Here is a 26430-nt window from a genome sequence, read left to right as displayed (position 1 = left end):
TGTCCTCGAACGCCCGAGCGCTATGCGCTCGGGCCGGGGTGCGGGTTGGGGTGAGGGCAAGGCAGATCAGAAGCCGGCGCGAACACCGAGCGTGTACTGCGAGTAGCCGCTTCCGCCCTCGAACTCGCCGGTGATGCCCCAGGTCGGGCCGAAGCGGACCTGCATGCCGATGCTGGCGCTGAGCTCGGTGTCGTAGAACTCTCCGCTGGTGTAGTTGCCTTTGCCCCAGATCTCGACCGCATCGGTCAGCGCCGAGCGCGCGCCGACCGACATACGGCCACCGTAACCGCTCGGGTAGCCGCTGTCGTCTTCGTCCTCGTCTTCGATGTCCAGCTCGGAATCGATAACCGAGACCTCGGCCAGCAGGTCGGTGCGATCCGAAAGGCCGTAGTGATAGCCGGCACCAAGGTTGAGCCGCATCGCGCTGACGTCGGCGTCGTACGTCGATGAAACGACGCCCATGAACGTGTCGTGGACCTGCACCTCCACGGTGTCAGTGCCTCGACGGACGCTGCCAAAACCGTAGAACGCCTCACCCACCGCCACCGAGACGGCGACGAAGAAGCCGTCGCTCTTCACGTCCCCAGGACGCCCCGACAAGAATCTCGCTATCCCGAACGAGGGAACATCGTCCTGCGCCAAGTGCGCGTAGCCGCCTTCTACATACGAGTAATTCAACGAGCCGGCGAAGGCGGTAAACGGTGCCGCTGCCAGCAATGCAGCCAGTACGAGTTCCTTCTTCATTGCTTCCCCTGGTAGTGAGTTCATCCATGCCAACGGCCATTGCGGCCGGTCTTGCGATCAAGTCGCGATCGCGCTCCCCAAGAGCATCCCGGGCTGCTTCCGGGAACCACGCAGCGTCGAAAGTATGCATCGGCCCGAACATGCAAAGCTGCGCCTTGCGTTCGACATGGCTAGACTTTTTCTCAGGGCGCTCGCGGTCATGGCAGCAGTGCTCCTGCCGAGCGTGATGGCCGTCACGCACTGCTGCGGTGGGTGTCCGGCCCATGAGGTCAGTTGACGCAGTTTGCGGCAACGCCAATGATTCGCCGGCTGGTCTCGTTCCATACGCGACTTCATGGGGATTGGAAATGGATATTCGGCGTGCGGCGCGCTTCGGCGCGTGGACCGTTGCAGGCGGAGCAGTTCTCGCAATCGTGTTGTGCGCCGCGCTGGTAGCGATCAACTGGTCCGACGAGAAGCCTTCTGCCGAGGCGTTGAAACTGCAGCGCATCGTCCTCGACCGTCCGGCAGTGCCAGACACCGACAACGGATACGTGCTGGCACTGGGTCTGGCGGCGCCGCAGGCGCAGGACCCGATGGCCTTGGGGCAGACACGCAAACAGTTCCTGGCCAGCCTTCAGCCGTCGATCGAACAGTTCGCGGCGCTGCCGGGGGAAGACGTCGACTACAGGGCGTCAAGGTCAGAGGCGATCAGCGCACTGGCGAAAGCGTGCAAGAAGGGAGACGAGGCGTGCCTGCAACAGGTGCGACAGGATCCCGGACAGGTCGACCATTGGCTGGCATCGGAGGGGTGGCTGCTGGAACGCTACCGCGGGCTCGTGCAACTGGGGCAGTGGGAAGACACGATCCCGAAGGGACCGGACGCACCGTTTCCGAAGTATCACCCCGTACTGGACGGGCAGCAGCTGCTGCTCATGAAGGCATGGCAGCACGCACGTGGCGCGGACGGCAATGCTGCCCGCGAACTGCTCCAGCAGGATCTGGCCTTCTGGCGCATGGTGCTGCGCTCGACGGACATGCTCATCACCAAGATGATCGCTGCCGCCGCCATCGACCGGAACTTCTCGGTGGGCAACCTGGCGCTTAGCGAGCTGCACGGCGCGGGCGCCGACGCGACGCCGCCGGCGCTGTGGACGGTGCCGGTCACGCAGGAGGAACGCTCGATGCTGCGAGCACTGTCCGGCGAATGGGTCTTCATCGCCTCAACGTTGGACACACTGCTGGGTCCGGGTGTTGATCTGGGGCAACTGCTGGATGCGAATGTCGGCGATCGCGTCCTGCGTCCCATGGTCAAGCTGCAGGCAACGAAGAACCTCCAGGCAGCGCGCATCGTTCGCGTCGCCGGTGCCCTGGACGTCGACTACCGGGATCTGCCGCCGGTCATTCAAGCGATGGAGCGGGCAGCGGCAACCGGGAAGGATCCGTTCCATCTGTATAACCCCGTTGGCCACATTCTTGACCAGGCCGGGGCAGATGCCGGCTACATCGGATACGCGGTTCGAGTCAGCGATCTCGAAGGAACGCGTCGAGCGGCGCTGTTGGCGGCGGAACTGCGGGCCAGCAGTCCAGTCGTAGCGGACCTTGCGGACCGCGTTCGTACCGCGGCGCTGAGGAACCCCTACACTGACGCACCTTTCCAGTGGGAAGCGGCAGCACGGACCGTTGTGTTCGTCGGTCTCGAGCAGGGCCCACGATCGCGCCATGCGATGCCGCTCTAGGCGAAGGGCATAGACACGACTGGACAGCCAGCACCCGGCATTGTTGCCAATGGGGCAACACGGGGTGTCCGCCGCCCGGCCTTCCCGCGCGGCACGAAAGCGGGTCTGCTGTAGTCGGCCGCGAAGCGGACTACAGACAGGACTCCGGACCATGAAGATCGTAGTAGCCGGCGGGCATGGTCTCGTCGGATCCAAGCTCGTCGCCCGGCTGAAGACGCGCGGACACGAGGTGGTGGCCGCTTCCCGCAGGTCCGGCGTCAACACCGTTACCGGCGAAGGGTTGCAGGCGGCGCTGGACGGGGCAGCCGTCGTCGTCGACGTGACCAATGCGCCCTCGTTCGACGAGCCGGAAGTGACTGAATTCTTCACGCGTTCGAGCGAGCGGCTGCTGGCCGCTGCCAAACGTGCCGGCGTGTCGCACTACCTGGCGCTATCGGTGGTCGGCACGCAACGCTTGCAGACCAGCGGCTACTTCCGGGCGAAGGACGCACAGGAGCGTCTGGTGAAACGCTCGAGCGTCCCGCACTCGCTGGTGCAGGCGACGCAGTTCTTCGAGTTCATGGCCAACATCATTCCGCCAGGAAGCGGAAAAGACATCGTTCATCTGTCGCCCGCACTAGTGCAGCCCGTGGCCGCGGATGACGTCGCCGATCGGCTTGCCGAGCTGGTGGCTGCGCCACCGTCGAATTCCACCATCGAGATCGCCGGACCGGAGACCTACCGGCTGTGCGAGCTAGTGCAATGGGTCATGTACAGCTACCAGGACGATCGGCCGGTGATCGCCGACCCTGCGGCCAGTTACTACGGCGCGATCCTCGACGACCACACGCTCACGCCCGGGACGCAGGCGCTGATCGCGGACACCTACTTCAAGGACTGGCTTGACGGTTATCTGACCGGGGCCATCGAGATCCCGCATGTCCATCACCCGGATCCCCTCGCGCACAAGCCATAGTCAACGCGGATCGGGCCGCTGACGAACGGGAGTTGCGGCACTCCGCGCTGCGGCGTAGAAGAATGGATCAGCAGGCACTGGACAGCTGCCTGGCAACCACCGTCCCCGGTGGCATTCATCCAAGGCATTAGACGCGATCACGCGTTTCCCCGGTCTACCCACGCCAGAGTGCCGCCTACGGAACAGGCGCATCTCGACGAATCGACATCTTCGCTGTGAGCTCGTGCGCACAGTTCAGTTGCGTCTGTGCCTGTCGCGGCTGGACGCGTCGTGGGGCGACCCTCCCCGCACGAAGAGGAATCTCCCCATGCCCAAGATCGAGAAAGTCCTGTTCACAGGCAAAACCCACACCGCCGCCAGCGCGCGCGATGGCGCGTCGCGCGGCGGACACGGCCGCATCGACATCACGACGTCGGCGACGGGCTCGGGCACGAACCAGGAGCAGGCGTTCGAAGCTGTGCTGCCGCACCCCACGGCCGAGCAGTTGTTCGCAGGTGCCTGGTCGGCCTGTTACCACTCCGCGATCGGGGTGGCCGCACAGGAAAAGAAGCTCAAGCTCCCCGATGGCCTGGCCGTGGAGATCGAGATCGACCTGGGACAGACCGGCGACGCCTACTTCATCCAGGCCCGGTTCAACGTCATCCTGCCGGGCATGACGCACGCGGAGGCGGAGTCTCTGGCGCACAGGGGGCACGAGATATGCCCCTACTCGAAGGCCACCCACGGCAACATCGACGTGGCCGTCAACGTCACTGTCTGAGCGCGGCATCCGCTTCGCGTACGAGTGCGCTTGTGGCCCCGATTTGAAGCAGGCAGCATGGACGCTGTCCGTTCGACCCCGGGGCCACGATGTCGCATCCGCTGATCCTGCCAATGGCGGCGCACGTTTCGCTGGCCGCCTTTCTGTACGTGCTGCTCACCGTTGCGCGTGCGCCCGCGATCTGGGGTATTGGCCGTCGCCCCGATGGCAGCAATCCGTGGGCACGGATCGAACCGCGCATCGGCGCCAATCTCTCGAACCAGTTCGAATGGCCGCTGTTGTTCTACGCTGCCTGCATCGTACTACTGCAATCAGACACGGCCGGCTACGCGTTGGTGCTGGCATGGATCTTCGTCGGCGGGCGGGTGTTGCACAGCCTCGTCCAGATTCTGACCAGCAACATCCGCCTCAGAGGCGCTGTCTTCACCATCAACTTCCTTGCCGTCATCGGCCTTTGGGCGATGGTGGTGCTGGGAATCACGTAGCGTCGCTCTGCCACCTGTCGCGATGACGGCCTGACAAGTTTCAGGCCAACCAGGCTTGAGCGCGCCGACGTCAGCTGCCGAAAAAGCAAGCGCGCAAAGGGGCTTGCGGACGCAATGGCCGCGGCGTAGAACTAGTTGCGGCAGACACGCAGAAGGCGGTCACCTGGCAACCGCAACGGTTGCATCGGACAGGGTGAGCCGCACAGCTTCCAGGGTCTTGCGCCCACGTGTCGCGTACGGAGTACGCGCGCCTCGATGGACGAAATGCATCTGCGAGCAGGACGCTTGCGGAGGGCCGGTGTGTTGCCGTTTGGCCACAGCCGCATTGAAGCGGGAAATTCCGAGTCCTGAGACTTCGCGTGGAGCCTGCTCCACGTGGCGGGAAACTGCACGCCGAAGGAGGCTGCATGCAAGACACCGAAAGTTCGACTTTCCAAACGAGACGCAGATTGTGCGTTGCCACGGCGACGACGCTTGCTGCTGCGCCATTGGGTCTGATCGGTTGTTCAGAAAGGAAAGAAGCCATGAACGAAGTTGCAGAGAAGAAGGCGGCGACGAGCACCGGTTCGTCCGAGCTGCGCCCATTCACCTACAAGGCATCCGACGCCGACCTGGCCGACCTGCGCAGGCGCATCGAGGCAACCCGGTGGCCGGACAGCGAGACGGTCAAGGATTCCAGACAGGGTGTCCAGCTGGCGACGATCCAGAAACTCGCGCAGCACTGGGCGACCAAGCACGACTGGCGAAAGGTCGAAGAGCGGATCAACGCCGTTCCCAACTTCATCACCAACATCGATGGATTGGACTTCCACTTCATGCACATCCGCTCCAGGCATGAGAACGCGTTCCCGCTGCTGCTGGCGCATGGCTGGCCCGGCTCGGTGATCGAACAGATGAAGGTCATCGGCCCGCTCACCGATCCCACGGCGCACGGCGGAACCGAGGCGGACGCGTTCCATCTGGTGATCCCGTCGATGCCCGGTTACGGGTTCTCCGCCAGGCCAACCACGACCGGCTGGGATCCGCCTCGCATCGCCGGGGCGTACAACGCGCTGATGAAGCGCCTTGGCTACACGAAGTGGGGCGCCGCCGGTGGCGACTGGGGTGCGATCGTGGTTGAACAGATGGCATTGAAGACGCCGCCCGGCCTGGTCGGCATCCACACCAACATGGCGAACGTCGTTCCGCCGGACCTCGACAAGAAGCTCTTCATCGGCGAGCCGGTGCCGGCGGACCTGACCGGCGACGAGAAGCAGGCCGCCGACCAGCTCTTCGCCTTCTACCGGCACATCGGCTATGCCGTGCTCATGGGCGACCGGCCGCAGACGCTGACGGGCCTGACCGATTCGCCGGTCGGCCTGGCCGCCTTCATGATCGATCACGACCCGGTGAGCTACGACATGATTGCGCGCTCGATCAACGGCACGCCGGAAGGGCTGACACCGGACGACGTGCTCGACAACGTCACCCTGTTCTGGCTGACCAACACGGCGATCTCTGCCGGGCGCTTGTACTGGGAGAACAAGGTTCCGTTCTTCGCGGTCAAGGGCGTGACGATTCCGGTAGCCGTCAGCGCTTTCCCCGACGAGCTGTTCCAGGTGCCGAAGAGCTGGGCCGAGAAGGCGTACCCGAAGCTGGTGCACTACAACCGGCTTCCCAAGGGCGGGCACTTTGCCGCCTGGGAGCAGCCGAAGTTCTACTCCGAAGAGGTGCGCGCCGGATTCAAGACCCTGCGCTGATGCGACGCTCCCCGCGGGTTCCTGCCTGGACCCGCGGGGCCCTCGCTCGAGGAAAGGCGCCATGAACCAGATCGCGAGCACGACCTCTGCCGGGATCCGTCCGTTCCGGTTCACCGCAACGGATGCGGAGCTGGCCGAGCTTCGCAGGCGAATCGACGGCTGCAGATGGCCGGATCGCGAGACGGTCAACGACTCCAGCCAGGGCGCGAAGCTTGCCACGATGCAGAAGCTCGCGCGGCATTGGGCGAGCAGGTACGACTGGCGCAGGATCGAGGCGCGGATCAATGCCGTTCCGAACTTCCAAACCACCATCGACGCACTGGACTTCCATTTCATCCATGTCCGCTCCAGGCATGACGACGCGCTGCCATTGCTGCTGGCGCACGGGTGGCCGGGCACGATCATGGAGCGGATGAAGGTGGTCGCGCCGCTGACCGATCCAACGGCGCACGGCGCGGATGCTTCCGATGCCTTCCATCTGGTGATTCCGTCGATGCCGGGCTACGGCTTCTCGGCCAGGCCTGTTACCACAGGCTGGAATCCGCCGCGCATCGCCGACGCCTACAGCGAACTGATGGTCAGGCTCGGCTACGGCCGGTGGGTCGCTTCGGGCACCGACTGGGGCGCGATCGTCGTCGACCTGATGGCGGCGAAGACGCCGCCGGGACTGGCCGGCATCCACACCAACATGGCGGGCGCGGTGCCGGCGGACATAGATGCGGCGGCCGCGCGTGGCGAGCCGCCGCCGACCGGGCTGTCCGAAGAGGAATCGCGCGCGTTCGATCAGCTCGCCTTCGCCTACCGGCACATCGGCTACGCGCGGATGAACGGTGACCGGCCGCAGACGATGACCTGCCTCGCCGATTCGCCGATCGGACTGGCGGCCTACCTGATCGATCTGTACCCGAAGAGCTACGAGATGATCGCGCGTTCCATCGACGGCCACCCCGAAGGGCTGACGCCGGACGATGTGCTCGACAGCATCACCCTGTTCTGGCTGACCGGCACCGTCATTTCCGCGGCGCGTCTGTACTGGGAGAACAGGACCGCGTACTTCAGCGTGAAGGGCGTGCCCCTGCCGGTGGCGGTCAGTGCCTTTCCGGACGAGCTCTACCAGGCACCCGGGAGCTGGTGCGAGAAGGCCTATCCGATGCTGGTGCACTACAACAGGCCTGCCAGGGGCGGCCACTTTCCGTCATGGGAACAGCCGGAACTGTTCTGCCAGGAAGTCCGCACCGGCTTCAGGAGCTTGCGGTGAGTCGCGGCTATTCGTCGCGCTCGGTGGCGTCCAGCACGCTGTTGCGGAGCGTGACGATTTCCTTCTGCAGCCGGTTGAAATCCTTTGCGGTCAGGCCGGTCGCATGGCCGAGGTCGACGTCGGCCCGGTCGCGCAGGCGCTGGCCGGCGCGGGTCACGCGCACCCGGACCTGGCGCTCGTCGGCGGGATCGCGCGCGCGCTCGACGTAGCCCATCGCTTCGAGCTTTTTCAGGATGGGCGTGAGCGTGTTGGACTCGAGGAACAGCTTCTCGCCCAGCCCGCTGACGGTCTGGTCGTCCTGCTCCCACAGCGCCACCAGCGTGACGTACTGGGTGTAGGTGAGGCCGAGTGCGTCGAGGATGGGCCGGTAGGCCTTGCCGAAGGCGAGGTTGGCCGAGTAGATGGCAAAGCACAGGAACTCGGACAGCTTCCGGTCCGGGGCCCGTTCGTTCTGTTTGGCTTTCATGGGTGCCTCCGAATTGACGCCTGGAGCGTAGCACGTATGCGATGCAATCGCTAGCGTGGTATATTCTACGCCGGAGCCGGCTCCACGCCTGGCATCGCCTGGGCCGCCATTGAATTCGACCGGACCGGCTCCATCTTGTAGATCGCGTCCGATCAACACGCATGCGATTAACATGGATTGAACACACTGGAGAGTACCGATATGACCACTGCAACCGAGACCGCCATCCTGGCCGGCGGCTGCTTCTGGGGAATGCAGGACCTGCTGCGTCGCTACCCCGGCATCGTGTCCACGCGGGTTGGCTACAGCGGAGGCGATGTCGCCAATGCCACCTATCGCAACCACGGCACCCACGCCGAGGCCATCGAGCTGGTGTTCGACCCCGCGGTGATCAGCTATCGCAAGATCCTGGAACTGTTCTTCCAGATCCACGATCCGACCACGAAAAACCGCCAGGGCAACGATGTCGGCCTGAGCTACCGCTCGGCCATCTTCTACACGAGCGAAGAGCAGAAGAAGACGGCGGAGAACACGATCGCCGACGTCGATGCCTCCCGACTGTGGCCGGGCAAGGCCGTCACCGAAGTCGCCCCGGCCGGTCCCTTCTGGGAAGCGGAACCGGAGCACCAGGACTACCTGGAGCGTTACCCCGAAGGCTACACCTGCCATTTCATCCGGCCGGACTGGAAGCTGCCGGAACGGGCGTGACGCGTCCTGATCCATGACGCAGCCGGGGTGCCTCACCCCGGCTGGTGACACCGGATGCGCGCGCCCGCCCTCGGCGACGGCGGCGCTATTGGAAAAACTCCCTGTTGCCCGCGCGGCGCCGCAGCCCTTAGGCTTGCTCCGTCCTGCGCATGTGGAACATCGGCGGGACCGGGCGGTGGGGGCCGCCTGGCACGTACGAACCACACCAACCAGGGGACGAAGGAATCATGCGGAAGCATTTGTTTTCCGTGCTGGCGGCGATCGCGCTCACGCTGGCACTCGGGCTCATGCCTGCAATGGCGCAGGAATCGGGCGGCGAATCGGGTGGTGAATCGGATATTTCCAGCCTGCCGTGGCAGGTTGGCCCGGCCAAGGGCGTGATCGCCGACAAGGCCGTGATCGATGTGCCAGAGGGCTACGCCTTCCTCGGCGCGGCAGGCACGCGCAAGCTCAACGAAATGATGCACAACCCGTCCGGCGAAGGCGACGAGTACACGCTGGCGCCAAAGGACCTGAGCTGGTTCTCGTTCTTCAACTTCGACGACGTCGGTTACGTGAAAGATGACGAGAAGCTCGAACCCGACGACATCCTCGCTTCGATCAAGGAAGGCACCGCGGCGTCCAACGTCGAGCGTTGCCAGCGTGGCTGGGAAACTATGCATATCGAGGGCTGGAGCTTCAAGCCGCAGTACGACAAGAACCTGCAACTGCTGGAATGGGCGATCCTTGCCGAAGTGCAGCCGTCGCGGCACAAGGTGGTCAACTACAACACGCGCCTGCTCGGTCGCCACGGCGTGATGGAAGTGGTGCTGGTCGCCGATCCGGAAGGGCTCGACGCCGCCATTGCCGACTTCAAGGGCCTGGTGCCCGGCTACTCGTTCAACGCCGGCGAGAAGTACGCCGAGTTCCAGGCCGGCGATCATGTCGCCGAGTATGGGCTGGCCGCGCTGATCACCGGCGGTGCAGCGGCGGTGGCTTCCAAGAAGGGTTTCTTCGCGGCGATCGCGGTGTTCCTGGCCAAGGCGTGGAAGCTGGTGCTGCTGGGCGTGGCCGGTGGCTGGGCCGCTTTGCGCAAGTTCCTGGGCAAGAAGGACGGCGCGGCGAAATGAACCTGCCGATGGAGTTCCTGCTGGTGGTCGGCGTCCTCGCGCTCTACCTGCAGGACTCCATGCTGCTGCTGCACTACGACGAAGTGGTGCTCGAACGGTCGGGCCGGCGCTGGCGGGCTTCGACCGGTTCGGGGTTCGAACTGGCCGGTCGACGCCTGTACCTGCCCAATCCGTGGCGTCCGACCGATGCGACGTTCCGCCTGACCTGGCTCAACGATGACGCCGATGCGCGGCCGGAGCACTGGGCCGGGCTGAATCATTTCGTGGCCGGGCTGGCAGCGTTGAAGGGTGGATGCCGGTTGCTGTGGCTGTTGTTGTTGCTGGTCCTGCCGTTGCTGCTGTGGCGTTTTCCGCATCCGCTGGCGCTGCTGGCACTGACCGCGACGGTGTATGCAACGTGCGCCTGGCTGGTCGTGCAGCTGTGGCGGTATCGGCGTGTGTTCGGGCTGAGCGACGGTGAGGTCCGCTCGGTCGGTTTTGAGGCGCTGTGTTGCCCGCCGCACGCGATCAACCTGATTCGACGCCTGTCGCTGCGTCGGGGGTTGCGTGGGAATGCCATCGACGTGGCCAGCCATGTGCTGCAGGGTGAGGATGCCGTGCAGACCGGTCGCGCCATTGGCGAGCGCATGGCATTGGCTCTGGATTTCGCCGAAGACGACGCGCGGCTGCTGAAGGCGAAGCAGCGACTGGAGGTGTTGCGATGACGACGACCGAGTTGATGGTGATCGTGGGTGCAGGCGCGCTCGGCTACTGGCTGGTGGCGGTGATGTGGCCCAACCTGCGCCAGGGTGGCCGTGCGGCACCGCCACCGGTCCCGCAGGGGCAGGTGCTGATGTGGCACGAGGAACTGGGCGTGCCTGCCGATGCCAGCCGTGAACAGATCGACGCTGCCTACCGGGCGAGGAAGGCAGAGTACGATCCGGCGCGGGTGGCGCACCTGGCGGCGGATATTCGCGAGATGAGCCGGTACCGCAGCGAACAGCTCGACCTTGCCTACGATGCGGCACTGCGCGACCTGGAGTGGCTGCGGCCGCGTGGTCGCGAGTTCTAAGGGCTTGCGTCTGCGGCGCGTCGGACGACGCTTCGGCAATTCGTTGCGCGGTCTTCGGTGGCCCTCACCCCAACCCCTCTCCCGCAAGCGGGAGAGGGGCTCCCACCGTCATTGGAAGACCGTCATTCCCGCGAAGGCGGGAACCCAGCGACGTTGCTCCAATGCCGTCATTCCCGCGAAGGCGGGAACCCATGGACGTTGCTCCTACTTCCAGGCCACCGCCGCGCTAGCCGGACCGCCCAGCGCAATCACTTCGGTACGCTCGAATCCCGCTTCCCGGCACCAGCCGTCGAAATCGCGCGCAGTGAAGTCGAACGCGTCGCCGAACTCGATCAGCATGTTCAGCGACATCATCAGGCCGAAGGCGTTCTCGCGGCGGGCATCGTCGATCAGGTTCTCGATGACCACGAACGCGCCGCCCTTGCGCAGCGACTCGTAGGCGGCGCGGACCAGATGACGTTTACCCTCCAGGTTCCAGTCGTGCAGGATCATGCCCATCGTGATGATGTCGGCGCTGGGCAATGGCTGGGTGAGGAAATCCAGCGACTGCGCGCGCACCTGATCCGACAATCCGGCCCTGGCGATCTCGCGCTCGGCGATGGGCGTCACCACCGGCAGGTCGGCGCTGATGCAGCGCATGTGCGGGTGGCGTCGGGCCACCGCCATCGACAGCTGACCGGTGGCGCCGCCGACGTCGCACAGCGTGGTGCAGCGCGAGAAGTCGAAGGCCTCGGCGAAGGCGCGGAAGTTACCCGCGGAGATGCCCGCCATCGCACCCATGAACTGTTCCAGCCGCGCCGGATCGCGGTACAGCGCCTCGAACATCGAGGCGCCGGTGCGCTTGATTTCGTTCTGCGGCTGCCCGCTGCGCAGTGCTTCGCTCAGGTCGCCCCAGAACGGGTAGAGGCGGTCGTTGGCCATCGACAGGAAACCGCCGATGTAGCCCTCGCTGGCGCGGTCGAGGAACAGCGCGGTCTCGGCCGTATTCCTGTAACGCGCCTGCGGGCCGTCGCCGTCGCGCTCGAGGAAGCCCAGCGCCAGCAGGGTGTCGAAGAAGTCGGGGTTGGCGCGTGGGCTCAGCCCCAGCGCGGCCTGCAGCTCGGCGCCGGTCATCGCGGCCGAGCCCAGGCGCGTGAACAGGTCCAGGTCCACCGCCGAGAGCAACGTCTTGGCCGGCCAGAAGCCCATGCCGACTTCGATGATCCGGGCAGGAGTCAGCTCGTCATTCATGCGGCACCTCGGCAATCCGGAGTCTGCTGGACAACGCGGCCGGGCAAGGCGCACGGCCAGTCGAGTGCCAACCGGCGATGTAGGAGCGAGCTTGCTCGCGATCATCCCTTCCGGCGACGGATCCGCTGGTCGCGAGCAAGCTCGCTCCTACGAGGGTGGCGTCCGCGGTCGCCGTGCAGCGTGATCAGCGACTGCATCGGCTGCTCGTCGCTGCTGGAACACACGGGAAAGGAAAGTGCGGCGCCGGTTCTCCCCCGGCGCCGCACTGGCAGGTTCTGGTCTGCGCCTACTGCGCCTGGGCGATCGGCGCGCCCGGCGGGAACGTCGCGAACATCTTGTCTACGCTGGCGAGCATGTTGTTGGTCTGGCGCTGCGGATTGGACGGTACCGTGCCCTGCGCAATGCCGCGCCAGATCGCGCGCTTGCTCTGCGCATCGAACATGTCCAGCACCAGCGTGCCGTAGGTGTAGGCGCGGGTCGTGGTAGAGCCATAGCTGGCGCCCCAGCCCCAACCGCCGCAGCAACCCCAACCGCCGCCCCAGCCCCAGCCGCCCCACATCGGGCCGCTGTAGAAACTGTCGAGGCTGTAGCGCGTCTCGGTGGCGACGTTGGCGACGATGTCGATCTGCGCTTCGGTGGACTGCGTCCAGCCGCGCTCGCGCAGCTTGGCGTCGACGGCCGCGACCAGGCGCTGCTGCTCGAGCGGCGAATAGCCTTCCGGCTTCTGCGCCCAGCGGTAGGTCCGGTACTGGCCGAAGCTCACGCCCGGGTCGTAGTCGGTAAACACGGCAGGCGTGGTGGCGCAGCCGGAAAGCATCGCGATGCCCATCGCGACGATAAGAATGAGTGAACGTTTCATGGCCGGCTCCCAGGTGGCGGCATCATCAGCATACGCCTGCCGCCGTCAGGCGAGCGAGGGGTAGCGGGGGACTTTCTGAAGCATTCAGCCAGTCGGGCTGGCGATTCAAGGCGATGTCAACCCGGGCGCCAGTGGCCAATGGGCTTTCGGGAGGGGCGGTCGCGCGGCGGGATCCGACTGCTTTCGGAGTGGGGGCAAGTCATGCCTCCTGGCATCTCCGCAGGTCCTGCCACGTCCAAGGCAACATGGATTTCCCTACCTTTGCCTTCTAAAAAGCGGGCTGTAGTCGTAGCGGCGAAGTGTCCGGGCCGTAATGCCGAAGTCAGCGGCCAGTCCGCCGTGGACAAGGACGATACTTTCTTCGGGGACAATCACGGATGGCACTTCCAGTAGCGCGAAATTTCGTTCGATGTACCAGGCAGATCCTACCTGGAGGGAGGCGTTGGCGGAGGGAATTGCATCCCAGCCGCCTGGAAGTTCCGAAGGTGCGTATGTGCGCCGAGATCCTTGCCACACCTCGTCAGGCATCTCGATCTCAACGATGAATCGATTGAGGGGCAGCCCGTCCGTATCAATGTGAGCAGCAGTCTCAAGCACAGCCATTGCTATGGTCGATGCGGCATAAACGACGTGCTGACCCTTTGCGTTCCAGCGCCCCGGATCCTTCGCGGCCCCTGCGCCCGACAAATCCTCGGCGCGGTAGTTCCTGGTGGTGGACCCCAGTCGCCACAGCCTCATAAGTAAGCGCCGCTCGCGGCCGCGCCTAGAAGTCGCATCACTTCCTCCCGCCCGGAAGGAGTGTCAATGAGCTCGGATGGCGACCTGCCGCCCAAGGCGGCCTGGGGCCTGTATATCCACTCTCCCACCCACTGCTCGGTATTGAAGTTCCTTGTATCCGGATTTTCTGGATCCAGGATCTCCTCCACCTTGTTGATCAGGTCCAGCATTCCGACAACGGACTGTCCAGCCGTTCCGCTGAACGTCTTCTTCTCCGCAACCTTTTTCTTGTACGTTGCGGATGGAATGCCGAAAAGGTGTTGAGCATCCGTGGCTGAGGCGCCTATCGCTTTGCTCAGGTCGAGGACAACAAGGTAAGGCACTCCTTTCCTTTCGATGCACACACGCTCTTCCAGACCCGCATCACGCAGTCCTCTCCTGAAATCGCTAAGCCTGACTTTGTACTTGATCGAAGGGGTCTCCTCATAGCTGCAAAGCAAATGAATGAGACTGGATTGATCTTCGACGAATGCATCACCAGCGCTTCTGCCGACGCCGCGGCGTCGAGCGGATCTTTCACTCTTGTCGTCGCTTGATCTGACGTGTCCAGCTGGGCTCGGTTCTTTTTGGACGAGCGCACCTGGCCTCCGCGCGGCCTTGCGTGAGTGATGGCTGGACTTGTCGCTCGCACTCATTGGACACCTCGGCTACTTTTGGCCACTGATATAGCCATAAATAGCCTATCAAAAATGACGCTTGCGAAGCTGAAAGCCCCTTGTTTGAGGCGATCGTCGGCCGAGCGAGTGCCCTCGTCCGACTTATCCCAAGCCGGGCGTGGCCGCTACCGTTCGTCGGAACCTCCTCCAGAGTCGCTTGCGGAGGTTTCATGTAAGTTCTACGCTAGATTACATGAAAGGTCCTCGTCCCAAGTCGTCGACTGAGTACGTCCGCGAGTTCCGCGAGCGGATGCGCGGCGAGGGCTATGTGAAGAAGGACGTCTGGATCCTGCCCGAGCACGCCCAGGAACTGGCCGCCGTCGAGCGCCGCCTGCGCAAGACCCCGGAGGAAATGGGCGTCCGCAGCGACAGCGGCGAGACCGGCGGCTGGACCGTGCGCTCCCTGCATACCGCCCTGGCCGAGACAGCGCCGGTGCAATCGGGCAGCGTCGGGCTCGAGGTAGTCGAGGGCACCGAGCCGAGCCTGCACCTGGTGATGCACGAGCACGGCGACCTGCCGGTGTTCATCGCCGTCAGCGGCGCACAGATCATCGTCGAGTCGCTGATGTGGCCGGTCGAGGATGTCATCGACCCGCCCACCTTCAACCTGCACGTGCTGCGCACGCACAAGGTGCTGCCACTGTCGACGATGGGCATCGAAGTCATCGGCGGCGTCGCCTGCTACATCATGTTCGGCCTGCTCGACACGCATTCGAGCCTGGCCAACGTGGTGTTCGAGATCGAGACGCTGGCCGAGAACGTGCTCAGCGCGGCCGAGGCCTACCGGCCTTACCTGCGGCCGGCGGCGTTCGCCGGGCAGGTGCCTGGATGAAGGCTTTCACACGCATCTTCGGCCAGGTCCGCGAACAGCTGGCCGAGCTCGGCGAAACCATAGCCGGCCACCAGGCCCAGCGCGACCTCGACGAGGAAATCCGCGACACCGATGCCCATCTGCACGAGTGGCGCGCCAGCCTGGCCGGCTTCCAGGCCAAGCGGCTGACCGCGCAGGAGCGCATCGACAGCACCACGGCCGCGATCACCCAGCGTGAAGCGCAGGCGCTGGCCGCGCTGCAGGCCGGCAAGACCGCGCTGGCGCGTGAAGTGGCTGCGGCGGTCGTGCAGTTGGAGGAAGCGCGCGACGACGAGCACGCCTTCGTAGCACGGCTGGAAGAGTGGATGGCGCAGATGCGCCATCTGATCGACCAGGGCGAAAGCAGCCTGCGGCGCCTGCAGCACCAGCTCGATGCGTTGCGTGCGGCCGAAACATTGCAGCGCGCCCAGGAAACCGTGGCTGGACGCCAGGCCGGCGCGGCGACGCTCCCGCAGACCGCGATCGAGTCGCTGCTGCGCGCCCGTCGCCAGAACGACGTCGTGGCGGTGCAGGACGGCGAACGCAATGAACCGGTCGCTGCCAATCCCGAGCTGGACGCAAAGCTGGAAGCGGCCGGCATCAACGAGCGCGACGCACGCACGCAGCTCGTGCTCGACCGGATTGGCAAACGCCTGTCCGAGCCGGGCCTGGTCGAGCCGGGCCTGGCCGAGCAGGCACCTCCTACGCGCAGCGGCGCACGCCGTGGCCGCGGTTCCGACGACTCCACCAAGGGCAAGCGATGAATGCCTTCCTGCAGACCTGCCTGACCTTTCCGACACTGCTGTACAGCATCGTCCTCGCCGTGTGCGTGGCGTACTGGGTGCTGGCCGCGACCGGACTGGTCGATGCCGATGGTCCGGACGGCCTGTTGGGCGGCGACGGCGACAGCGACGGCGAAGCGGCCGGTGTCGCCGCGATGCTGGCCAAGCTCGGCCTGGCCGGCGTACCGGTGATGCTGGTCGCCACCGTGCTCAGCTTCATTGGCTGGCTCGGCACCTATTTCGTCCAGCTGCTGGTGCTGCAACACCTGCCCGGTGCGTTGCGCATCGTGGTCGGCATCGCCGTGGCCGTGGCCATGCTGGTGCCCGGGCTGTTCGCGACCTCGCTGCTGCTGCGCCCGCTCAGCCGGCTGCTGCTGAAGCTGCGGCCGCCGGCCGATCCCTCGATCCTCGGCCGCATCGCGACCGTCAGCACGCCTTCGGTCGATGCCGGCTACGGCCAGGCCACGGTCGACGACGGCGGTGCCGGACTGGTGCTGCAGGTCCGCCATCACGAATCCGGACGTTACAAGCGCGGTGACCGGGTCGTGCTCATCGAGTACCTCGATGCGCAACATGCCTATCGCGTGATTTCCGAACAACAGTTCAACACCCTGTAGAGATACGGATCCAACAAGGAGAAGTTGCAATGAGCGTGTCCCTGGTCCTCCCGTTCCTGGTCGGGGCTGGCATCTTGCTGGTCGTGATGCTTGGCATCTTCGGCCTGTTCAAGGCCTTCTACATCAAGGTCGACCAGGGCACCGCCCTGATCGTCAACGACATGAGCTCGATGCCGAAGGTGCGCTTCACCGGCGGCCTGATCATCCCGGTGCTGTACCGCGCCGAATACATGCGCATCAGCCTGATCACCCTGCAGATCGACCGCCGCGGCAAGGAAGGCCTGATCTGCCGCGACAACATGCGCGCCGACATCACGGTCGCCTTCTACCTGCGCGTCAACGAGACCCAGGCCGACGTGCTGCGCGTGGCCAAGGCCATCGGTGCCGATCGTGCCTCCGACAAGAATGCGGTCGACGAACTGTTCAACGCCAAGTTCTCAGAGGCGCTCAAGACGGTCGGCAAGAAGTTCCAGTTCACCGAGCTGTTCGAGCAGCGCCAGGAGTTCCGTGACGAGATCATCAAGATCATCGGCAACGACCTCAATGGCTACGTGCTCGAGGACGTCGCGATCGACTACCTGGAGCAGACGCCGAAGAACCTGCTCGACCAGAACAACATCCTCGACGCGGAGGGCATCCGCAAGATCACCGAGCTGACCGCCACCCAGAACGTGATCACCAACGAGCTCGAGCAGAACGAGAAGCTCGCCATCACCAAGAAGAACGTCGAGGCGCGTGAAGCCACCCTGGCGCTGGAGCGCCAGCAGGCAGAGGCCGAGGCCCGCCAGCAGCGCGAGGTCGAGACGATTCGTGCCCGCGAGGAAGCCGAGACGCTGCGCGTCAAGGAAGAGCAGCGCCTGATCTCCGAGCAGGCCCGCCTGCAGTCCGACGAGCAGATCCAGATCCGCGACCAGAACCGCCAGCGCGAAGTGGAAGTGGCCGAGCAGAACCGCCAGCGCGCCGTCGCCATCGAGGCCGAGCGCGTCGAGCGTGCGCGCAAGCTTGAGCAGGTCACCACCGATCGCGAGGTGCAGCTGCAGGGCGTGGAGCGCGACAAGGTCGTGGAGACCGGCAAGATGGACGTCGCCAACATCACCCGCGAGCGCATCGCCATCGACAAGACCGTGGCGCAGGAAGAGGAGCGGATCAAGGAAGTGCGCGTGGTCTCGCTGGCCGAGCGCGACCGCCAGGCCAAGGTGATCGCGGCCGAGGCCGAGGCGCAGGAGAACCTGGTGCGCACCGTCAAGGAGGCCGAGGCCTCCGAGACCGCGGCCAGGCACAAGGCCGTGGAGATCACGACCCTGGCGCAGGCCGAGTTGGAAGCGGCGTCGAAGGATTCCGAGGCCAAGAAGCTGATCGCCGAAGGCGTCAAGGCCGAAACCGCCGCACCGGGCCTGGCGGAAAACCAGGTGCGCGAGGCGACCGCAGCGGCCATCGAGAAGGTCGGCATCGCCGAGGCACGCGTGATCGAGGCGAAGGCCGAAGCCAGCTACAAGCAGGGCAGCAGCGACGCCCGCGTGCTGGCCGAGAACCTGGCCGCGCAGGCCGAGGGCGAGGAGAAGATGGGCCGCGCCAAGGCGACCGCAGTCGAGTCGGTCGGCATCGCCGAAGCCAACGTCACCGTGAAGAAGCTCACCGCCGAAGCCGAAGGCCTCACCGCCAAGTTCGAGGCGATCGATTCGCTCAGCGACACCGCGCGCAGCCACGAAGAGTTCCGCATGACCCTGGAAACCCACCTCCAGCAGGCCATGGCCGCGATCGAGGCCGGACGCGAAGTGTCGAAGGAGAACGCGGAAGTCATCGCCTCGGCGCTGCGCAACGCCAACATCGACCTGGTCGGTGGCGACGGTGGATTGTTCGAGAGCTTCTCCAAGGCGCTGTCGCTGGGCAAGTCGATCGAAGGCTTCGCCGGCAAGAGCCCGATCGTGCAGGACCTGATGGAGCGATTCCTCGGCGTGGCCAAACCCGATCCGCGCGAGCGCGTGATCGATTCGGCCGCCGCGGTCGTGCCGATCAGCGCTGCCGACAAGAGCAAGCATGAGCCGGTCGGCGCCTGACGCCGGCCGAAGCCTGATATTCCACCCTTACCGAACGAGACCCGAGACATGAGCAAAGAGAATCGCGACTTCCTCGAGATGGCCTTCCAGTCCGTGCAGTGCTTCGGCAACGACGGCCGCCTGGATGCGACCGAGCTGGCCAAGATCATCGCCATCGCCGAGCGCGACGGCGTGACCGACCCGAACGAGCTGCGCGTGCTGGGCAACATCATCGCCCGCATCCGCCCGGACGAGATCGATGCGGCAATGAAGGCGCAGCTGGCCGGTATCGCCAGCAAGTACGGCATCAAGATGCCCGAGACGGCCTGATCGCCTGCAACGGCCGGCGCCTGCGCATGCAGGTCGCCGGCCGGCGCGGTTGAACCCACGCAGTCACCCTCCAAGCGCCCCGGATCGGGCGAGGTAGAACGATGTCGCAGGCCATCACAGCCAATCAGGAAGGCACCGCCGCCGCAGCCGGCCCGGTCGATACGGCCGTCGCCGAGGGTGGCGCCTACGAAGTGCTCAGCCGCCGCCTTGCCGAACAGGGCGAACGACTGCGACAGACCGCCGATGGACTCAACCGGCGTCGCCTGCAGGAGTTCGGCGACAGCGCGCTGGAAGTGATCGGCCGCCTGCGCATCCGCACCGAGAACAACTGCATCGGCCGCGACATCGTCCCGGTCGGCGACCAACTGCTGTTCGGCTACAACGTCTTCATCGGCCTCAAGACCACGACCCGGGTCGAGGACGTGTTCGGGCTGTACCGGCTGGTCGAGAGCGCGGACGGCTTCGACGTCGTCGCGGTCGAACACGCCAGCAGCTTCCTCGGCGATGCCGCGTTCGTGCGCGACTTCAACGAGCTCTATGCCTATTACAAGAACGCCCGCCTGCTGCAGCTGGACGTGGCAGGCAGCAAGCTGCTGGCCTCGTTCCAGATCGGCGAGCGCAGCACCGACGTGCGGGTGTTCCGCTGGGCGATCTCCAACCAGGGCGAGCTGACCTACATCGATGCGCGCGGCGAGCGCGACCTGGTGCTGCCACCGCCGTTCGACTTCGAGTGGACCCGCGCCACGCGCGAGCACATGGTCAACGGCCGCTTCGTCCACCTCAACATCCTCGACACCCTCTTCGTCGAGACCACCGGCGGCGACCTCACGCTCAAGGTGGAGAACAACACCGAGACCGGGCAGGGAATCTTCTCCGAGCCGGTCGACGACAAGACCCAGTCGCTCGACGACGCCACCTTCGATTTCGCCAGGGTCGGCTCGCTGATCCTGCTCAAGGTGCTGCCGTACCGCGAGACCACCTGGCGTGGCCTGGTCTACAACACCCTGACCGGCAAGGTGATCCGCAACGACGCCATCGTCCAGGCGTGCGTCCAGTTGCCCGAGGACCACGGCATCATCTTCCCGGGCGGCTATTACCTGCGCAGCGGCGAGCACAAGTCGTTCGACGCCAGCATGGACGGCATGCAGTTCCAGCGCGCCATTCGCTCGCCCAACGGCGAGGACGTGATGTACGCGTTCTACGAGCACGAACAGGGCCGCTCGGCGCTGTTCGTCTACAACATGATCCAGCGCAAACTGCAGAACCCGCTGTTCGGCCACGGCCACGCGGTACTGCCCGACGGCCGGATGGTGCTGTTCAACGCCGAGGGCGACGGCGCCACCCGCATCCACCCGATGCAGGTCTGGCGCACGCCATTCGTCAGCGAGGAGTTCGCCGCGCAGCGCCCGCCGGGCACCAGCTTCATGGGCCGCATCGGCAATGCCGAGCTGGTCCGCGGCATCTCCAACCTCTTTCACCTTGGCCGGGAGATCGAGAGCCAGGAGGTGTCGGTGCAGCGCTACCAGCTGCTGACCGACAACGCCAGACGCCTGTTCGACGCCCACCACTGGCTCGACGACTGCAACTGCGACGGCGTGGCCAGCCTGCTGCGCGAGATCACCGCCACCGGCGAGTCGGTGCTCGGCGAGTTCGAGAAGGTCGAGAGCATCCGTCGCCAGTCCGATGCGGCGATGGCCAAGGCGCGCGCAGAGCACAAGGCGCTGCTGGCGCGGCTGTTGCCGGAGAACTGGACGCAGGTGCAGGAGTTCGTCGATGCGCTCGGCGAGATCGGCCGCCTGCGCGGTCACCTGCTGACCATCCGCGAAAACCGCTATATCGACACCGCCACCATCGACGCGATGGGCGTGGATCTGCAGGCCGCGCACGAACGTGTCGGTGCCGCCACGGGTGAATTCCTGGGCAGCGACAAGTCGCTGCAGCCCTATGCGGCGCGTGTGGCCGAGCTCGACGCGGCGGCGCAGAAGTCCTCGACCGCGCGCGAGCTGGCGACGCAGCTGCAAGCACTGCAGGCGATTTCGACCGACCTGGACATGCTGTCGGAGCTGATGGCGGGCCTGAAGGTCGACGATGCCAGCCAGCGCACGCGCGTGGTCGAATCGATCTCGACCATCTACGCCCGGCTCAACCAGGCACGTGCCCGCGCCGAGCAGCGCCGCAAGACCCTGGGCTCGGCCGAGGCCGTGGCCCAGTTCGGCGCACAGTTCACTTTGTTCGGCCAGTCGATCACCAGCGCGCTCGGACTGGCCGGCGATCCGGAGAAGGCCGACGAGCAGCTTTCGCGCCTGATGGTCCAGCTGGAGGAGCTGGAGAGCCAGTTCGGCGAGCATGAGCAGTTCCTCGGCGACATCCTCGCCAAGCGCGAGGAGCTGCTGGACACCTTCGAGGCGCACAAGCAGTCGTTGCTCGACGACCGGCAGCGCAAGGCGCAGTCGGTGCTCGATGCCGCCAACCGCATCCTCGAAGGCCTGGGCCGGCGCGCGGAAAAGTTCACCAGTGCCGACCAGCTCAATGCCTTCTTCGCCGGCGATCCGCTGATCCTCAAGATCCGCGAACTGGCGCAGCGCCTGCGCGGCTACAGGGACAGCGTCAAGGCCGACGATGTCGAAGCGCGGCTCAAGGCCGCGCGCGACCAGGCCGTGCGCGCGCTGCGCGACCGCAGCGACCTGTTTGAAGACGGCGGCAATGTCATCAAGCTTGGGCGCCACCGCTTCAGCGTCAACGGCCAGCCGCTCGACCTGACCCTGCTGCCGCGCGGCGACGAACTAGCGCTGCATCTCACCGGCACCGACTTCATGGAGCCGCTGCGCAGCGAGGAGCTGAACTCGTTCCGCGAATTCTGGAACACCGGCCTGGAGTCGGAATCGCCTTCGCTGTACCGCGGCGAGTATCTGGCCGGGCAGGTGCTGGAGGCCACCGATGCCGGGAGCGAAGGTCTGACGTTCGACCTGCTGCAGCGCCAACTGGGCGATATCGAAGCGCTGTCGCGCACGGTGCGCGACTTCGCCGCACCGCGCTACCGCGACGGCTACGAGCGCGGCATCCACGACCACGATGCCGTGCTGATCCTGCGGACGATGCTCGGCCAGCGCGCCGCAGCGGGAACGCTGATTCACGCTCCGCTGCCACGTGCGCTGGCGGCGATGTTCTGGGCCGCGCACGGCAGGGACGCAGTGGCAGGCGAGTGGTCCGAGCGCATCGCCAGTGCCCGGGCAATCGCCGCGATGTTCGGAACCCGTACCGGGCTGGACGCGTTGCAGGCGGAGATTGCGGGCGAGATCGCCGCCTACCTGCAGCAGACCGCGCTGGCATTCGACGCGGCACGCGTGCCGGAAGCCGCCGATTACCTGATGGACGAGCTGGCCGCGCCCGGGGCAGGACTGGTGCTGTCGCGCCATGCCCGCGAGTTGCTGTCCGCGCTCGAAGGCCGCATCAGCGTCGCCGGCATGCAGGACGCGTTCAAGCGTTCCATGGCCCAGCTCGAGGGTCGTCCGGCCGTGCGCTGGCTGCACGCGATGCATTGGCTCGAAGGCCTGTGCGCCGATCCCGCCTTTGCCGCGCTGGCATCCTACGCAGCCGAAGCCGCGGCGTTCCTGGCCACCGAAGGGCAGCTGCAGCGACGCGACAGCGATGCGGTGCTGCACGCGACGGTCGAGGGCTTGCTGGGGGAACACCCGCGCATCGTCGGTGGCCGCATGACACTGGCCATCGACGAGCTGATGTCGCGACTGCGTGGCCATCACCGCGAAGTACTGCCGCGTTTCCGCCGCTACCAGGCACTGCGCCACGAGATCGTCACGCGCGAGCGCGAGGCGCTGCGCCTAGGCGAGTTCCAGCCGCGCCCGCTGACCTCGTTCGTGCGCAACCGCCTGATCAACGACGTCTACCTGCCCGTCATCGGCGACAACCTCGCCAAGCAGATGGGTTCGGTCGGCGAGAACAAGCGCAGCGACCTGATGGGCCTGCTGATGATGATCTCGCCGCCGGGCTACGGTAAGACGACGCTGATGGAGTACGTCGCCCATCGTCTTGGCCTGATCTTCATGAAGATCAACGGTCCTGCGCTCGGCCACGAGGTCCGCAGCATCGATCCGGCACAGGCGCCGGACGCGACCTCGCGGCAGGAGCTGGAGAAGGTCAATCTGGCGCTGGAGATGGGCAACAACGTGATGCTGTATGTCGACGACATCCAGCACACCCATCCGGAGTTCCTGCAGAAGTTCATTTCGCTGTGCGACGGCACGCGCCGCATCGAGGGCGTGTGGAAGGGCCAGGCCCGGACCTACGACCTGCGCGGCAAGAAGTTCTGCGTGGTCATGGCCGGCAACCCGTACACCGAATCCGGCGAGGTCTTCAAGATCCCGGACATGCTCGCCAACCGCGCCGACATCTACAACCTTGGTGACGTGCTGGGTGGCATGGAGGATTCGTTCACGCTGAGCTACATCGAGAACAGCCTGACTTCCAATCCGGTGCTGGCGCCGCTGGCCACGCGCGAGATGGCGGACCTGTATCTGCTGGTCGACAAGGCCCGCGGCAAGGAGGTCTCGCTCAATGGCCTGTCCCATGCCTACAGCGGCGCCGAGGTCAACGAGATCGTCGGCACGCTGCAGCGCCTGATGCAGGTCCGCGACGTGGTCTACCGCGTCAACCAGCAATACATCGCCAGCGCCGCGCAGTCCGACAAGTACCGCACCGAGCCGCCATTCAAGCTGCAGGGCAGCTATCGCAACATGAACAAGCTGGCCGAGAAGATCTCGCCGGTGATGAACGAGGCCGAGCTGCAACAACTCATCGGCGACCACTACCTGGGCGAAGCGCAGCTGCTGACCACCGGCGCCGAGGAGAACCTGTTGCGTCTGGCGGAACTTCGCGGCGCGATGAGTGCCGACGATGCCGCACGCTGGGCGCAGATCAAGCGCGATTTCCTGCGCAACAAGGCGATGGGCTCCGACGATGCCGATGTCGGTGGCCGCGTGGTCGCGCAGCTGGCCGACATCGCCGGCGGATTGCAGGCGATGGGTCAGGCCAAAGAGGTCGCGCCACCGCCTGCGCCGGCAAGCGAGCCGGCGCCATGGCACGAAGTGCTCGCATTGCTGCAGCGCGTGGCCGAACAGCGCCGTGCGCCTGACACCGCGCCGCGGGCATCGTCATTGCCCGACGCACTGCCGGAGGCGATGCGGGAGGCGATCGCGCCGTTGCTGGAGGCGATCCGCTCCAGCCACGACCAGCAGGAGAAGATCAACGCCGCGGTACTGCATCTGGCCAACGTCTTCCGCGAGGACATCGTGACGCGGACCAAACCCGCGGCGACCGGTCGAAAGCAGCATCGGCCGACGCCGGTCGAGAAGCCGCTCGACGAGGCGCTGCAGAACCTCGGCGACAACGGCCAGGGCGTCTGGCCGCCGCGATGACATCCCGCCAGGCCGGCAGCGATTCCAGCCCGGAGCCGCGCGAGGTCGCGGACGGCGGTCCGTTTGCCGTCCAGGGCCTGGGCGCGGCGCTCGTCGCGCAGGCTGACCTGGATGCGATCACCACGCTGATCCAGGGCCTGCCGACCGCGTCGCTGCTGGAACAGCTCGATGCCGTGGTCGCTGCGCTGGACAGCACCGATCCGGCACGCACGCGTCGTCGCGCCGGCTGGCTGGGGCTGCTGATTGGTCGCGATCTCGTCGCGCAGGCGCAGGTTGACCCGGTCGAGCAGCGGGTGCGCGTCGCACTGTCGTCCGCGCAGGTGCTTGCCGTCGAGCTGGCAGCACAGCTGGCGAAACTGCAGGCCGCAGCCGACGGTCTGCAGCGTCAGCTGGGACTGCTGGATGCGACCGTCAACGATGCCCGCGCTTCCGCGCCTGTGGATGACCGGTCGCTGCGCCGACTCGTTCACCTGGACCTGATCGCCGCCTCCTGGACGGCCACGCTCGCGCACGTGGCCATGGTGCGCGATCACGCCCGTCGCCTGATCGACCGCCATGAGCAGGTGAGCGACGTGCTCGTGCCGCTCTGGCGGCAGCACGCGGCGGCCAGCGCGGCCGGCACCCAGTTACGCTCCGATGCAGGGCCCGATCGCTTCAGTCAGTTGCAGCGCGAGCTGCGCGTCGGGCTGGCGTCACTGCATCAATCCACTGAAGCGCTTCCGCCGCAACACACCGAAACCGCTGCCGCACCCAAGGAGCCTTTGCCATGAACACGTCCGCCACGGAAGTCGTGACTTCACCACCTGCGCTCGACGAGGCCGCTCTGCTGGCCCTGGGCCTGACCTCGGCCGACAACGGCCGCATCGCCGAGATCGGCAAGTCGCTGCAGGATGTCGCACCTGCCGGCCTGCAGGGTTTTGGCAGCGAGGCGGCGACGCGGACCACGCAGTTCTCCAGCCAGTTGCTCGACCAGGTCCGCAATCGCGACCTCGACGCGACCGGCAGCAAGCTCGGCGAAGTGGTGCGCATTGCCCGCACGCTGAACCTGCAGAAGCTTGGCCGGCGCTCGAAGCTGCCCTTCGTCGGCCCGCTGATCGATCGTCTGCGCTCGTCCAAGGGTGAGCTGGTGCAGAAGTTCAGCAACACCAACCAGCAGATCGAACAGCTGATGGGCGATGTCTCGCGCCAGCAGGACGACCTCGCCGCGCGGGTCCGTGACTTCGACCGCATGCACGAGATCGTCCGCGAGGAGCGCCACGAGCTGGCCCTGCACGTGGCCGCCGGCAAGCTGCGCCTGGCTGCGCTCGATCAGGAGCGTCGCGGCCTGGAGGGGGCGGAGGACCCGCAGTCGCGCACGCGTCGCGCCGAACTCGATACCGCCACCCGCCTGCTCGACAAGCGCGTCGGCGACCTCGGGTTGCTGCAGCACTCGGCCGACCAGACCCTGCCGATGATCCGCATCATCCAGGCCAACGCGATCCAGCTGATCGAGAAGTTCACCGCGGTCCGCGACATCACCATCCCCGCCTGGAAGCGCAGCTTCGCCATCCAACTGTCGCTGCAGGAGCAGAAAGGCGCAGTCGAGCTGGCCACCGCCATCGACGATGCCACCAACGAGATGCTGCGCAGCAACGCCGACCTGCTGCACCAGAACTCGGTGGCGACAGCCAAGGCCAACCAGCGCGGCGTGATCGACGTGGAGACGCTGCAGTTCGTCCACGACCGCCTGATCCAGACCGTCGAGGACGTGCGCGCGATCCACCGCGAAGGCATCGAGAAGCGCCGCCAGGCCGAAGTCGAACTGGCGAAGATGCGCGACGACGTGCAAAAGCGCCTGGCCGCACCGACCGTCGAAACGCGCTGACCGG

Annotated in this window: 24 protein-coding genes; 18 read left to right on the top strand and 6 right to left on the bottom strand. The window is 65.8% G+C overall.

The features are described from left to right. Window positions 1-66: 66 nt before the first annotated feature. A complete protein-coding gene (locus tag AC3A3X_RS00530; protein ID WP_487581112.1) occupies window positions 67-744 on the bottom strand; it encodes a hypothetical protein in 678 nt (225 codons plus the stop codon). Window positions 745-1091: 347 nt separating this feature from the next. Between AC3A3X_RS00530 and AC3A3X_RS00525 the strand changes: the two genes are divergently transcribed. From AC3A3X_RS00525 to AC3A3X_RS00500, 6 genes are all read left to right on the top strand, one after another. After that, window positions 1092-2462 (top strand): hypothetical protein, encoded by a 1371-nt coding sequence (locus AC3A3X_RS00525; protein ID WP_487581111.1) that lies wholly within the window; start codon window positions 1092-1094, stop codon window positions 2460-2462. A 151-nt stretch (window positions 2463-2613) separates the two neighbouring features. Beyond that, window positions 2614-3417 carry an SDR family oxidoreductase gene (locus AC3A3X_RS00520; RefSeq protein WP_487581110.1) on the top strand — a complete coding sequence of 268 codons (804 nt, stop codon included), beginning with the start codon at window positions 2614-2616 and terminating at the stop codon, window positions 3415-3417. A 307-nt stretch (window positions 3418-3724) separates the two neighbouring features. Next, window positions 3725-4177, top strand: coding sequence for an Ohr family peroxiredoxin (locus AC3A3X_RS00515; protein WP_487581109.1), 453 nt, complete (start codon window positions 3725-3727; stop codon window positions 4175-4177). A gap of 89 nt (window positions 4178-4266) precedes the next feature. Further along, a complete protein-coding gene (locus tag AC3A3X_RS00510) occupies window positions 4267-4662 on the top strand; it encodes an MAPEG family protein (protein WP_487581108.1) in 396 nt (131 codons plus the stop codon). A 524-nt stretch (window positions 4663-5186) separates the two neighbouring features. Further along, window positions 5187-6401, top strand: coding sequence for an epoxide hydrolase family protein (locus AC3A3X_RS00505; protein ID WP_487581107.1), 1215 nt, complete (start codon window positions 5187-5189; stop codon window positions 6399-6401). A gap of 61 nt (window positions 6402-6462) precedes the next feature. Then, window positions 6463-7659, top strand: a complete 1197-nt coding sequence (locus tag AC3A3X_RS00500; RefSeq protein WP_487581106.1) for an epoxide hydrolase family protein — start codon at window positions 6463-6465, stop codon at window positions 7657-7659. 7 nt (window positions 7660-7666) lie between these two features. On the opposite strand, the gene AC3A3X_RS00495 is transcribed toward AC3A3X_RS00500, so the two are convergent. Then, the gene (locus AC3A3X_RS00495) at window positions 7667-8125 is read right to left on the bottom strand and encodes a MarR family winged helix-turn-helix transcriptional regulator (RefSeq protein ID WP_487581105.1); all 459 of its coding nucleotides are present in this window, start codon (window positions 8123-8125) and stop codon (window positions 7667-7669) included. A gap of 201 nt (window positions 8126-8326) precedes the next feature. Between AC3A3X_RS00495 and msrA the strand changes: the two genes are divergently transcribed. The 4 genes from msrA to AC3A3X_RS00475 all read left to right on the top strand — a co-directional run bounded on the left by msrA (window position 8327) and on the right by AC3A3X_RS00475 (window position 10993). After that, a complete protein-coding gene (gene msrA / locus AC3A3X_RS00490; protein WP_487581104.1) occupies window positions 8327-8833 on the top strand; it encodes a peptide-methionine (S)-S-oxide reductase MsrA in 507 nt (168 codons plus the stop codon). A 227-nt stretch (window positions 8834-9060) separates the two neighbouring features. Further along, the gene (locus AC3A3X_RS00485) at window positions 9061-9942 is read left to right on the top strand and encodes a DUF2167 domain-containing protein (protein WP_487581103.1); all 882 of its coding nucleotides are present in this window, start codon (window positions 9061-9063) and stop codon (window positions 9940-9942) included. Further along, window positions 9939-10646 (top strand): hypothetical protein, encoded by a 708-nt coding sequence (locus AC3A3X_RS00480; RefSeq protein ID WP_487581102.1) that lies wholly within the window; start codon window positions 9939-9941, stop codon window positions 10644-10646. The genes AC3A3X_RS00485 and AC3A3X_RS00480 overlap by 4 nt, the downstream gene beginning before the upstream one ends. Continuing rightward, window positions 10643-10993, top strand: a complete 351-nt coding sequence (locus AC3A3X_RS00475) for a hypothetical protein (protein ID WP_487581101.1) — start codon at window positions 10643-10645, stop codon at window positions 10991-10993. The genes AC3A3X_RS00480 and AC3A3X_RS00475 overlap by 4 nt, the downstream gene beginning before the upstream one ends. A 204-nt stretch (window positions 10994-11197) precedes the next feature. On the opposite strand, the gene AC3A3X_RS00470 is transcribed toward AC3A3X_RS00475, so the two are convergent. The 4 genes from AC3A3X_RS00470 to AC3A3X_RS00455 form a co-directional block, all read right to left on the bottom strand. Further along, the gene (locus AC3A3X_RS00470; RefSeq protein ID WP_487581100.1) at window positions 11198-12223 is read right to left on the bottom strand and encodes a methyltransferase; all 1026 of its coding nucleotides are present in this window, start codon (window positions 12221-12223) and stop codon (window positions 11198-11200) included. A gap of 286 nt (window positions 12224-12509) precedes the next feature. After that, window positions 12510-13082, bottom strand: a complete 573-nt coding sequence (locus tag AC3A3X_RS00465; protein ID WP_487581099.1) for a DUF4136 domain-containing protein — start codon at window positions 13080-13082, stop codon at window positions 12510-12512. Window positions 13083-13337: 255 nt separating this feature from the next. Further along, window positions 13338-13820: an RES family NAD+ phosphorylase gene (locus AC3A3X_RS00460; RefSeq protein WP_487581098.1), complete on the bottom strand. Its 483-nt coding sequence runs from the start codon at window positions 13818-13820 to the stop codon at window positions 13338-13340. Continuing rightward, window positions 13817-14494, bottom strand: a complete 678-nt coding sequence (locus tag AC3A3X_RS00455; RefSeq protein WP_487581097.1) for an antitoxin Xre/MbcA/ParS toxin-binding domain-containing protein — start codon at window positions 14492-14494, stop codon at window positions 13817-13819. The genes AC3A3X_RS00460 and AC3A3X_RS00455 overlap by 4 nt, the downstream gene beginning before the upstream one ends. A 214-nt stretch (window positions 14495-14708) precedes the next feature. On the opposite strand from AC3A3X_RS00455, the gene AC3A3X_RS00450 reads away from it, so the two are divergent. From AC3A3X_RS00450 to AC3A3X_RS00415, 8 genes are all read left to right on the top strand, one after another. Continuing rightward, the gene (locus tag AC3A3X_RS00450) at window positions 14709-15347 is read left to right on the top strand and encodes a YjfI family protein (protein ID WP_487581096.1); all 639 of its coding nucleotides are present in this window, start codon (window positions 14709-14711) and stop codon (window positions 15345-15347) included. After that, window positions 15344-16129, top strand: a complete 786-nt coding sequence (locus tag AC3A3X_RS00445) for a PspA/IM30 family protein (RefSeq protein ID WP_487581095.1) — start codon at window positions 15344-15346, stop codon at window positions 16127-16129. Before AC3A3X_RS00450 ends, AC3A3X_RS00445 begins: the two co-directional genes overlap by 4 nt. Continuing rightward, window positions 16126-16764 (top strand): hypothetical protein, encoded by a 639-nt coding sequence (locus tag AC3A3X_RS00440; RefSeq protein ID WP_487581094.1) that lies wholly within the window; start codon window positions 16126-16128, stop codon window positions 16762-16764. Before AC3A3X_RS00445 ends, AC3A3X_RS00440 begins: the two co-directional genes overlap by 4 nt. A 29-nt stretch (window positions 16765-16793) precedes the next feature. Continuing rightward, window positions 16794-18821, top strand: coding sequence for a flotillin family protein (locus tag AC3A3X_RS00435; RefSeq protein WP_487581093.1), 2028 nt, complete (start codon window positions 16794-16796; stop codon window positions 18819-18821). Between the two features lie 48 nt (window positions 18822-18869). Further along, window positions 18870-19130 (top strand): hypothetical protein, encoded by a 261-nt coding sequence (locus tag AC3A3X_RS00430; RefSeq protein WP_386702933.1) that lies wholly within the window; start codon window positions 18870-18872, stop codon window positions 19128-19130. A gap of 101 nt (window positions 19131-19231) precedes the next feature. Beyond that, on the top strand, window positions 19232-24562 hold the full coding sequence (locus AC3A3X_RS00425; protein WP_487581092.1) for a DNA repair ATPase: 5331 nt from the start codon (window positions 19232-19234) through the stop codon (window positions 24560-24562). Continuing rightward, complete coding sequence (locus AC3A3X_RS00420) at window positions 24559-25332, top strand: hypothetical protein (RefSeq protein ID WP_487581091.1); 774 nt, start codon at window positions 24559-24561, stop codon at window positions 25330-25332. The genes AC3A3X_RS00425 and AC3A3X_RS00420 overlap by 4 nt, the downstream gene beginning before the upstream one ends. After that, window positions 25329-26426 carry a toxic anion resistance protein gene (locus AC3A3X_RS00415; protein WP_487581090.1) on the top strand — a complete coding sequence of 366 codons (1098 nt, stop codon included), beginning with the start codon at window positions 25329-25331 and terminating at the stop codon, window positions 26424-26426. The genes AC3A3X_RS00420 and AC3A3X_RS00415 overlap by 4 nt, the downstream gene beginning before the upstream one ends. Window positions 26427-26430: the final 4 nt, after the last annotated feature.

The sequence above is a fragment of the Lysobacter sp. Soil_N_23 genome (assembly GCF_057656135.1).
Note: the sequence above shows the minus strand (reverse complement) of the source record. Positions and strands in the feature narration are given on the sequence as shown.

Excerpts from the sequence above, each read along its gene's own strand:
- AC3A3X_RS00485 (WP_487581103.1), top strand. The coding sequence starts at position 9,061 with ATGCGGAAGCATTTGTTTTCCGTGCTGGCGGCGATCGCGCTCACGCTG.
- AC3A3X_RS00420 (WP_487581091.1), top strand. The coding sequence starts at position 24,559 with ATGACATCCCGCCAGGCCGGCAGCGATTCCAGCCCGGAGCCGCGCGAG.
- AC3A3X_RS00480 (WP_487581102.1), top strand. The coding sequence starts at position 9,939 with ATGAACCTGCCGATGGAGTTCCTGCTGGTGGTCGGCGTCCTCGCGCTC.
- AC3A3X_RS00440 (WP_487581094.1), top strand. The coding sequence starts at position 16,126 with ATGAATGCCTTCCTGCAGACCTGCCTGACCTTTCCGACACTGCTGTAC.
- AC3A3X_RS00465 (WP_487581099.1), bottom strand. The coding sequence starts at position 13,082 with ATGAAACGTTCACTCATTCTTATCGTCGCGATGGGCATCGCGATGCTT.
- AC3A3X_RS00430 (WP_386702933.1), top strand. The coding sequence starts at position 18,870 with ATGAGCAAAGAGAATCGCGACTTCCTCGAGATGGCCTTCCAGTCCGTG.
- AC3A3X_RS00495 (WP_487581105.1), bottom strand. The coding sequence starts at position 8,125 with ATGAAAGCCAAACAGAACGAACGGGCCCCGGACCGGAAGCTGTCCGAG.
- AC3A3X_RS00450 (WP_487581096.1), top strand. The coding sequence starts at position 14,709 with ATGAAAGGTCCTCGTCCCAAGTCGTCGACTGAGTACGTCCGCGAGTTC.
- AC3A3X_RS00445 (WP_487581095.1), top strand. The coding sequence starts at position 15,344 with ATGAAGGCTTTCACACGCATCTTCGGCCAGGTCCGCGAACAGCTGGCC.
- AC3A3X_RS00470 (WP_487581100.1), bottom strand. The coding sequence starts at position 12,223 with ATGAATGACGAGCTGACTCCTGCCCGGATCATCGAAGTCGGCATGGGC.
- AC3A3X_RS00525 (WP_487581111.1), top strand. The coding sequence starts at position 1,092 with ATGGATATTCGGCGTGCGGCGCGCTTCGGCGCGTGGACCGTTGCAGGC.
- AC3A3X_RS00455 (WP_487581097.1), bottom strand. The coding sequence starts at position 14,494 with ATGAGTGCGAGCGACAAGTCCAGCCATCACTCACGCAAGGCCGCGCGG.
- AC3A3X_RS00460 (WP_487581098.1), bottom strand. The coding sequence starts at position 13,820 with ATGAGGCTGTGGCGACTGGGGTCCACCACCAGGAACTACCGCGCCGAG.
- AC3A3X_RS00500 (WP_487581106.1), top strand. The coding sequence starts at position 6,463 with ATGAACCAGATCGCGAGCACGACCTCTGCCGGGATCCGTCCGTTCCGG.
- msrA (WP_487581104.1), top strand. The coding sequence starts at position 8,327 with ATGACCACTGCAACCGAGACCGCCATCCTGGCCGGCGGCTGCTTCTGG.
- AC3A3X_RS00435 (WP_487581093.1), top strand. The coding sequence starts at position 16,794 with ATGAGCGTGTCCCTGGTCCTCCCGTTCCTGGTCGGGGCTGGCATCTTG.
- AC3A3X_RS00425 (WP_487581092.1), top strand. The coding sequence starts at position 19,232 with ATGTCGCAGGCCATCACAGCCAATCAGGAAGGCACCGCCGCCGCAGCC.
- AC3A3X_RS00510 (WP_487581108.1), top strand. The coding sequence starts at position 4,267 with ATGTCGCATCCGCTGATCCTGCCAATGGCGGCGCACGTTTCGCTGGCC.
- AC3A3X_RS00520 (WP_487581110.1), top strand. The coding sequence starts at position 2,614 with ATGAAGATCGTAGTAGCCGGCGGGCATGGTCTCGTCGGATCCAAGCTC.
- AC3A3X_RS00530 (WP_487581112.1), bottom strand. The coding sequence starts at position 744 with ATGAAGAAGGAACTCGTACTGGCTGCATTGCTGGCAGCGGCACCGTTT.
- AC3A3X_RS00475 (WP_487581101.1), top strand. The coding sequence starts at position 10,643 with ATGACGACGACCGAGTTGATGGTGATCGTGGGTGCAGGCGCGCTCGGC.
- AC3A3X_RS00515 (WP_487581109.1), top strand. The coding sequence starts at position 3,725 with ATGCCCAAGATCGAGAAAGTCCTGTTCACAGGCAAAACCCACACCGCC.
- AC3A3X_RS00415 (WP_487581090.1), top strand. The coding sequence starts at position 25,329 with ATGAACACGTCCGCCACGGAAGTCGTGACTTCACCACCTGCGCTCGAC.
- AC3A3X_RS00505 (WP_487581107.1), top strand. The coding sequence starts at position 5,187 with ATGAACGAAGTTGCAGAGAAGAAGGCGGCGACGAGCACCGGTTCGTCC.